Origin of the sequence: Chromobacterium sp. CV08 (assembly GCF_051129845.1) — a bacterium.
GTDB lineage: Bacteria > Pseudomonadota > Gammaproteobacteria > Burkholderiales > Chromobacteriaceae > Chromobacterium.
Genome location: NZ_CP150453.1, coordinates 2,413,610 through 2,422,729, shown reverse-complemented (window position 1 = coordinate 2,422,729; position 9,120 = coordinate 2,413,610). Strand labels below are relative to the sequence as shown.

At 68.5% G+C, this 9,120-nt stretch carries 3 protein-coding genes; all 3 read right to left on the bottom strand.

The window, feature by feature from the left end:
- Window positions 1–13: 13 nt before the first annotated feature.
- The 3 genes from WNM05_RS11355 to WNM05_RS11345 all read right to left on the bottom strand — a co-directional run bounded on the left by WNM05_RS11355 (window position 14) and on the right by WNM05_RS11345 (window position 9,107).
- Window positions 14–6,460 (bottom strand): amino acid adenylation domain-containing protein, encoded by a 6,447-nt coding sequence (locus WNM05_RS11355; RefSeq protein WP_434635108.1) that lies wholly within the window; start codon window positions 6,458–6,460, stop codon window positions 14–16.
- 104 nt (window positions 6,461–6,564) lie between these two features.
- Window positions 6,565–7,845: a diaminobutyrate--2-oxoglutarate transaminase gene (gene ectB, locus WNM05_RS11350; protein WP_434635106.1), complete on the bottom strand. Its 1,281-nt coding sequence runs from the start codon at window positions 7,843–7,845 to the stop codon at window positions 6,565–6,567.
- Between the two features lie 275 nt (window positions 7,846–8,120).
- On the bottom strand, window positions 8,121–9,107 hold the full coding sequence (locus tag WNM05_RS11345) for a DUF2860 family protein (RefSeq protein WP_434635105.1): 987 nt from the start codon (window positions 9,105–9,107) through the stop codon (window positions 8,121–8,123).
- Window positions 9,108–9,120: the final 13 nt, after the last annotated feature.

Below are 9,120 nucleotides of genomic sequence, written 5' to 3'. Positions count from 1 at the left end.
ACTTTCAATTCTTTCAGGATTCCAGAGTCAGCTCGGTTTCACGCAGGGCCTGCAGCGATTCGGCGTCGAACTGCAGCAATTGGGCGTCGATCACGCATTCCTCGAACAAGGCTATCGTCGGGTGGCTGAACAGCTGCGACATCGGCAGGTCGACGTCGAAAGCCTCCCGCACCCGCGTCAGCAGCTGCACCGCCAGCAAGGAATGGCCGCCCAGCTCGAAGAAGTTGTCGTGGCGGCCGACGCGCTCGACGTTCAACAGCGCGCTCCAGATCGCCGCCAGCGCCTCCTCCGTCTCGCCCTGCGGCGCCTCGTACTCTCGGCTCGTCAGCTGCGCGCCGTGCGGCGCCGGCAGCGCCTTGCGGTCCAGCTTGCCGTTCGGCGTCAGCGGGAAGGCGTCCAACACCACGAAGGCGCCTGGCACCATGTAATCGGCGAGGTCGCGCGCCAATTCGGCGCGCAGCGCCGCCGCGTCAGGCGCCGCGCCCGGCTGCGCCGTCAGGTAGGCCACCAGCCGCTTGTCGCCCGGCGCGTCCTCGCGCGCCAGCACCGCCGCCTCCCTGACGCCGGCGCAGGCCGCCAGCCTGGCCTCGATCTCGCCCGGCTCGACCCGGAAGCCGCGTATCTTCACCTGGAAGTCGGTCCGGCCCAGGTATTCGATGCTGCCGTCCGGCAGCCAGCGTCCCAGGTCGCCGGTCTTGTACAGCCGCGCGTCGGCGTCGGCGCTGAACGGGTCGGCGATGAAACGCTCGTCGGTCAGCTCCGGCCGCTTCAGATAGCCGAGCGCCACGCCCGGCCCGCCGATGTGGATTTCGCCGACCACGCCCAGCGGCGCCAGCTGGCCGTCGGCGTCCAGCACGTGGACGGTGGTGTTGGCGATGGGCCGGCCCAGCGGAAGCGGCGCGCCATCGTCGACATCGGGCCCCACCTCGTGCGTCAACGCGAAGGTGGTGGTCTCGGTCGGACCGTAGCAGTTCAGCAGATGCCTCGGCGGATGGTCGCGCATCACCCGGGCGACGACGCGCGGGTCCAGCACGTCGCCGCCGAGCAGCAGGTAGCGCAGGCCGCCGAAGGCCTCGCAAAGACCGTCCGCGTGCTGGTGGAACAGGCCGGCCGTCAGCCACAGCACGCTGACGCGATGGCGGCGCAGCGCGTCGCCGAGCCGGCGCACGTCGAGCAGGGTGTCGCGGTCTATCGCCACCAGCTGGCCGCCGTGCGCCAGCGCGGCCCAGATCTCCAGCGTGCTGGCGTCGAAGGCCGGATTGGCCGCCCAGGCGATGCGGTCGTCGGCGCCGAAGTCGGCGTAGCCGTTGTCGCACACCAGGCGGCTGATGCCGCGGTGCGGCACCAGCACGCCCTTGGGCTGGCCGGTGGAGCCGGAGGTGTACATCAGATAGGCAGGCTGGCTGCTGTCCCCGGCCACGGCCGGATTGCCGTCCGGCTGCGATTCCAGGGCGGCGCTCTTCAGCCAGGCCGCGTCCAGCAGCAGGCGGGCGCCGCTGTCCGACAGCATCAGTTCCTGCCGCTCCAGGCTCAGCACATCGTCCAGCGGCATATAGACGGCGCCGGCCTTCAACACGCCCAGCACCGCGGTCAGCAGGCCGGCCCCGCGCGGCAGGTTCAGCGCGACGCACTCGCCTGCGCGCACGCCCAGCGCCGCCAGCTTGTGCGCCAGCCGGTTGGCGCGGCGGTTCAGCTCGCCGTAGCTCAGCGTCTCGTCGCCGTCGAGCAGCGCCGGCGCGTCCGGCCGCGCCGCCGCCTGCGCCTCGAACAGCTGGTGGATCAGCGCATCGTCCGGATACGGCGTCGGCGCCGCGTTGAAATCTTCCAGCAGCAGGCGCTTCTCCGCCTCCGGCAGCACTTCCAGCGTGCGCGCCGCCATGCCTCCGCCGGCTTCCAGCGCCTCGGCCAGCGCCGTCAGCGTACGCGCCATCTGCGCGCAGATCCGCTCCGCGCCGACAGCGGGCGACACCTGCGCCTGCAAGGCCAGGCCGGCGTCGCCGAAGTCGTCCACCGACAGCGTCAGCGGGTAGCTGCTCCTCTCCCCGCCCGGCAGCGCCTCGACGCCGTCCCACAGCGCCTGCGCCGACTCGCCCGCCTCCGCGTGGCGGTAATTGAGCAAGGCGTTGAACAAGGGCTGCGGGGACGCCACCTGGCTGCAGCGTTGCGCCAGCGCCAGCGGCGCGTGCTCGTGCCGCAGCAGCCGCGTCAGCGCCTGCTGCGTCCGCCGCGCCGCCTCATCGACGCTGGCCGCGCCCAGCTCCAGCTTCAGCGGCAAGGTGTTGATGAAGAGCCCGAGCGCCCGGTCGGCCCCGACCCCGCCCTGCAGCCTGCCGAACAAGACCGTGCCGAACACCACGGTGTCCCGGCCCGAGGCCCGCGCCAGCAGCCGCCCCCAGGCCAGGTGGATCAGGCTGGCCACGCCGACGCCCAGCCTCCGCGCCTGCCGCCGCAGACTGTCGGTCAATGCGGCCGGCAGCCGTAGCCGGCTCTCGTCCAACTCGCCGCCTCCTTGCAGGCCGAAGGCCAGCGTCGGTTCGTCGACGTCGCCCAATTCCCCGCGGAAGTAGGCCTCGTGCTCGGCCGCGCCGACGCCCAGCCGCGCCTGCGCGACGAAGTTCCGGAACGGCAAGGCCGGCGGCAGCGCGTCGCCGCGGCCGGACAGGATCTGCCCGATCTCGGCCAACAGGACGGCCAAACCGGTGTTGTCCATGATCAGGTGGTGGGCCAGCAGCCGCAGCCAGCATTCTCCGCTGGCCTCCTCCGCGACGACGGCCCGCAGCAGCGGCGCCCGCGTCACGTCCAGCCGCATCCGCCGCGGGTCGTAACGCCGTTCCAGTTGCGCGTCCAGCGGGCCGTCGGCCGGGTCCAGCGCCACCGTCTCCACCGCTGCCGCCACCGGCGCCTCGCGCCATACCACCTGCACCGGTTCCGGCAGGTCGCGCCACTGTATCGCCGTGCGCAGGATGTCGTGCCGGTCCGTCACTTGCTGCAGGGCCTCGACGAAGCGATGCAGATGGCCGCGGCTGGCCAGGCGGAAGGTGGTCGGCACCAGATAGGAATCGCCTTCGCTTTCCAGCAGATGATGGAACAGAATCCCCTCCTGCAGCGGCGCCAGCGGATAGATGTCCTGGATATTGGCCATGCCGCCGGCGACGCCGTCGGCGATGCGGTCTATCTGCGCCTGGTCCAGCGACACCAGCGGCAGCATCGCCGGCGTGATCGCCGCGCAGCCCTCCGCCGGAATGCCGTTGGCCGGCACCGCCACCTCGTCGCCGCCGCCGCCCAGACCGGCCGCCAGCGCCGCCAGGTCGGCCGCGCCGAACAGCTGGCGGATGTCGCCGCGCAGGCCGGCCTGGCGCATCTTCTCCAGCAACTGCACCGCCAGCAGCGAATGGCCGCCCAGCTCGAAGAAGTTGTCGTGGCGGCCGACACGCTCGACGTTCAAGAGCGCGCTCCAGATCGCCGCTAGCGCCTCCTCCGTCTCGCCCTGCGGCGCCGCGTACTCGCGGCCGGACAGCTGCGCGCCGTCCGGCGCCGGCAGCGCCTTGCGGTCCAACTTGCCGTTCGGCGTCAGCGGGAAGGCGTCCAGCACGACGAAGGCGCTCGGTATCATGTATTCGGCCAGATCCTTGGCCAGTTCGGTCCGCAGCGCCGCCGCGTCCGGCGCCGCGCCCGGCCGCGCCGTCAGATAGGCCACCAGCCGCTTGTCTCCCGGCGCGTCCTCCCTGACCAGCACCGTGGCCTCCTTGACGCCGGCGCAGGCGGCGAGCCTGGCCTCGATCTCGCCCAATTCGATGCGGAAGCCGCGTATCTTCACCTGGAAGTCGTTGCGGCCCAGGTATTCGATGCTGCCGTCCGGCAGCCAGCGACCCAGGTCGCCGGTCTTGTACATCCGGGCGTCCGCGCCGGCGTCGAACGGGTCGGACAGGAAACGCTCGGCGCTCAGGTCCGGCCGGTTCAGATAGCCGCGGCCGACCTGCACCCCTGCGATATAGAGTTCGCCTGCCACGCCCGGCGGCACCGGCTGCAGCCGGCTGTCGAGTATGTACATGCGGGTATTGGCGAACGGCTTGCCTATGGTGACGTTGACGGCGTCCGACTCCCCCTGCAGCCGGGTGGCGGTGCAGGAAACCGTCGCCTCGGTCGGACCGTAGGTGTTGATCAGCCCGGCGTGCTCGGGCCGGATCGCCTCCCAGGCCCTGACCTTCTGCGCCGACAAGGCGTCGCCGGTGACATTGATCAGCCGCACGTTTTCCAGATAGAGCAAGGCCTGCAGCGGCTCCGCGCTCCATTGGCCGATCAGCGTGTGCCAGTGCGCGGCGGTCATGTGCACGAAGCTGATCGCCTGCTTGCGATGGGCGCCAGGCTCGGCGGTGCCGAACAGCTCGGTCGCCAGCACCAGGCAGGCGCCGGACGCCAGCGCCGGCAGCATCTCCTCCAGCGACAGATCGAAATTCAGCGAATTCTGCTGCAGCACGCGATCGGCCGGCGTCAGTTCGAACCAGCGGATGGCGTCCAGCACATAGTTGACCAGGCCGCGATGCTCTATCATCACGCCCTTGGGATTGCCGGTGGAGCCCGAGGTGTAGATCACGTAGGCCAGATTGCCGGCATCGAGATGCAGGCAGGCCGGATCGTCGCCGGACAGCGCGGCCCAGGCCGGCGCCTGCCGCGCCATATTGATCATCCGCGCCGCGCCGCCGACCGGCTCCAGAATGGCCTGCCCCTCGTCGTCGACCAGGACCAGCGCCGGCTTGCAGTCGCCGAGCATATAGGCCAGCCGGTCGGCCGGATAGGCGGTATCGAGCGGCACATAGGCGGCGCCCGACTTCAGGATGGCCAGCAGACCGACCACCATGTCCAGGCTGCGCCTGGCGCATAGCGCCACCGCATCGTCGCCTCTGACGCCCTGCAGGCGCAGATGCCGCGCCAGCCGGTTGGCGCGGCGGTTCAGCTCGCCGTAGCTCAGCGTCTGCCCGGCATGCTCGACCGCCGGCGCGTCGGGCCGCCTGGCCGCCTGCTCCTCGATCAGTTGATGGATCAGCGCCTGCCGCGGGAAATCCCGCTCGGTGGCGTTGAAACCGCGCAATACCTGTTCGCGCTCCTGCGGGCTGAGCAGCGACAAGCCGCCCACCGCTTGCTCGTCGTCGGCCGCGAACGCCTCCAGCAAGGCGAAATAGTGCCGGACCAGCTGCTGCACCATCTCCCCGTCGAGCACCGCCGTGTCATAGCGGAAGTAGCAACGGATGCGCCCGCCCACCGACAACACGTCCACCATCAGCGGCACATCGGCGTCGCCTGAGGCCGGGTAAGGGAAACGGCTGAGCGCCACCCCGCCCCAGCGCACCGGCGGCGTCGAATCGTCGGCCATCCACAAGGCGTCCAGCCCGCCGCTCAGCCGGCTCTTCTGGAAGGTCATCACCGTCTGGAACACCGGGGGCACGGCCGGGTCCCGCACCAGGTCCAGATCCTCCAGCAGCTTGGAGAACGGATATTTCTGGTTTTCTATGCCCTGCCGGATCAGCCGTTGCGCCCGCAGCACATGCTCCCTCACCGAGAGCGCGCCGTCGATCCGGACCCTGAGCGGCGCCATATTGATGAAATCGCCGGCCACACCGCCCCACTTGGCCTTGCTGCGGCCCGGCATCGTCGATCCGACGATGATGTCGTCCAAGCCGCTGTAGCGGTGCAGCAGCAACTGGTAGGCGCCCAGCATGATCGGGTACAGGCTGCCGTCGTAGCGGGCCGCCATGTCCTGCAGGCGCTTGGCCAGCGCATCCGGCACCAGGGGATCCAGCGTGACCTTGCCGGAGGCCGGCCCGCCGCGCCGCTGCGGCCATTGCAACACCGGCAGCTCGCCGGCCAGCGAGTCCAGCCAGAAGCGGCGCTGGGCTTCGGCGGCCGGCGTCTGCAGCCATTGCCGCTGCCACTCCACGTAATCGGCATAGCTGCGCCCGGAAACGGGAGGCGGCTCGCCCCCGTCCAGCATCGTGCCCAGTTCCTCCAGCAATGCCCAGTAGCTCCAGCCGTCGGTGACGATGTGCTCGAAACTCAGCAGCATCACCGCGTCCGAGCCGGTGCGCCAATACCAGTGGGCCCGTATCATCGGCGGCCTGGCGATGTCGAACGGCAGCGCGCAATCCCGCTTGATCCGGCCGTAAAGCGCGTCGTCGCTTTCGTCGCCGACATCCACCTCGATGACATCGACGGCGGCGTCCTCGACGATGCGGTAGGCCAGTTCGCCGTCCGTCATTTCAAAAGCCGCCCTCAGCATCGGGTGGCGGTCCACCAGCGACGACAAGGCCGCGGCCAGCCGCCGCGGGTTCAGATCGCCGCTGACGCGGGCGCAGAATGGACTATTGCTTTGGCCCTGTCCGGCCGGGTTCAGCAAATACTGGATCCAACGGCTTTTCTGGGTCTCGGAAAGGGGGTAGCTCTGGGATTGGGCAGCGGCAGACATATTCCTACTCATGAGTCAGGAAGATTGAGAAATGGGCACGGAGCCATGGAGGCGTCCCGGCGCGGACGGACCGGATGGCGGACCGCGGCGCCGGGGACGGTCGATCAGGCCGCGGTGGTTTCCACCGCCAGCCCCAGCAGCTCGAGCGCGCAATCGGCGATGCGCTGCGCGGCGGACAGCAGCGTCCGGCGCTCCATCGTCAGCACCGGCATCAGCTTCAGCACCTCGTTGCGGGGACCGCACACCTCGATCAGCAGGCCGTCGTCGAACAGGCGGCGAGCGGCGGCGCGCGCATGCTCGGGCTGGCGGAAACGCAGGCCCAACATCAGGCCCCTGCCTATCACGTCGACGTCGCCGGCCGCGGCGGCCGTCGCGCGGCGCAGGGTCTCGGCCAGCTCCTCGCCCTTGCTTTCCACTTCCAGGGCGAAGTCGGGCGTGCTCCAGTACTTCTTCAGCGCCGCCGTGGCCATCACCATCGCCAGGTTGTTGCCGCGGAAGGTGCCGTTGTGCTCGCCGGGCTTCCAGATATCGATTTCCGGCTTGATCAGATTCAGCGAGAACGGCAGCCCGGCGCCGCTCAGCGACTTGGACAGGCAGACGATGTCCGGCTCGATGCCGGCATGCTCGAAGCTGAAGAAGCGTCCGGTGCGGCCGCAACCGGTCTGGATCTCGTCGACGATCAGCAGCGCGCCCAGCTGCTTGGCCAGCGCGGCCACGCCCTGCAGCCATTTCGCCGAGGCGCAGTTCAGCCCGCCCTCGCCCTGCACGCACTCCAGCACGAAGGCCGCCGGCGCGTCGATGCCGAAACCCGGACGGCACAGCATGTCGCGCAACACGCCCAGCTGGCTGTCGACATCGCCCTGTATCGCGCCCTCGAACGGCAGGCGCACCACGCCCGGCACCTGGACGACCAGCGAGGCCCGCTTGACGGCGTTGGCCGTCACCGACAGCGCGCCCAGCGACATGCCGTGGTAACCGCCGGAGAAGCAGGCGACATCCGGCCGCTGGGTCGCCTTACGCGCCAGTTTCAGCGCCGCCTCCACCGCGTTGGCGCCGGTCGGCCCGGTGAACTGCAGCTTGTAATCCAGTCCCCTGGGACGGAGGATCAGATCGCGGAAGGTTTCGATGAACTCGGCCTTGGCCTCGGTGTTCAGGTCCAGTCCGTTCAGGATGCCGTCGCCGCGCATATACGCGACGGCGGCCTCCACCATGTCCTCGTCGTTATGGCCGTAATTGAGCGAGCCCGCGCCCGCGAAGAAATCCAGGTACCGTTTGCCGTCCACATCGCGCAGGATCGCCCCCTTGGCCTGGGAGAACACCGCGGGGAAGGCACGGCAGTAACTGCGCACTTCCGACTCCGTCTCACTGAAGATCGTTGCCACCATCGCACTCAGCTCCTGTTACACATTTGTCATATTATTCGAATAGAACAAATTACATTAAGATTATTACATGACAATGATTGACTAACAAAGCACAAATTATGCGAAACAAATATAATGAATATATTTCATGCCAAGACATTTCCAATCGATTCACTGGAAATCGCGACGTTCAGACGGGGAGAAAAACAGGAAAAACAAAGGACCGGCGCGGGTTTCGCGCCGGCATGCGGGAAAATCAGCGGTGTTGGAAATACCGGATCGGACCTGGGCCCGGATTAGAAATTGTACGACACTCCGACATTGACCGCGCCGACCTTGCCGTAGAAGAAGGCGATGTCGGAGTCGGACTTGCCGTACAGCAGCGTGGCATAGGCGGAAACCGGCTTGTACCCCCATATCCCGTTGCGGATATAGGTCGCGCTGGCCAGCAGGTCGGAACTGTCGGCCTTGGCGCCGGCGAACAGCGGGTTGCCCGCGTCGTAGCGCGTCTTGGTCGCCGCCAGCGAAGCCTGCAGCACATTGGCGCCGGCCTTCCATTCATAGTCCAGCTTGACGCCGGCCCGCTTGAAGCGCATCGCGTCGCCATCGGCGTTGTTCTTGCCGTAGATCAGCGCCGGCGTCAGCGTCTGGCTGCCGTCCAGCTTGAAGGCGTAGCCCAGCTGCGCGTCGACGCTGGAGCCGCTTCTCCTGAGCCGGTTCTGGTCGGCCGCGGACAGGCCAGCCGCCTGGCCGCTGCTTTCCTGGCCCAGCGTGATGCGGTTGTATGCGAGGCTCGCGGTCACGCCGGTGCCCAGGATGCCGTCCCAGTTGACGCCGAAGCCGGACGTCTTCAGCTTGGTGTCGGAACGCACGACGTTCAGCGCGTACGGATCCGTCCACACCTCCTGCTGGTCGTAGGTGAAGCCCGCGGTCAGCAGCCCCTGGTCGTCGAAACGGTGGCGGGCGCCGAGCTGCAGCGCGCTGCCCAGCCCCAGCTTCTCCACCGGCGCCAGGCCGAAGAACAGCTGGGTCTGGCTGCCGGGAATCGAGTAGAACAGGCTGCCACGCGGCAGCGCGGTGGCATAGTCGTCGGACGCCGGCTGCTGATTCAGCGTGGTGATCGTCTTGCGGTTGTCGTTTTGCGACTTCACGAAGTTAGAGGAGACCTGGTAGTAGCCCAGCCCCAGCCCGATCGATCCGGACCATCCGTCCGGCTGCGCCGCGTCCGCCGCCCAGACCAGGCCCGGCGCGACCAGCATCAAAGTACTCGCCAACTTTTTCATCAATGGACTTCCT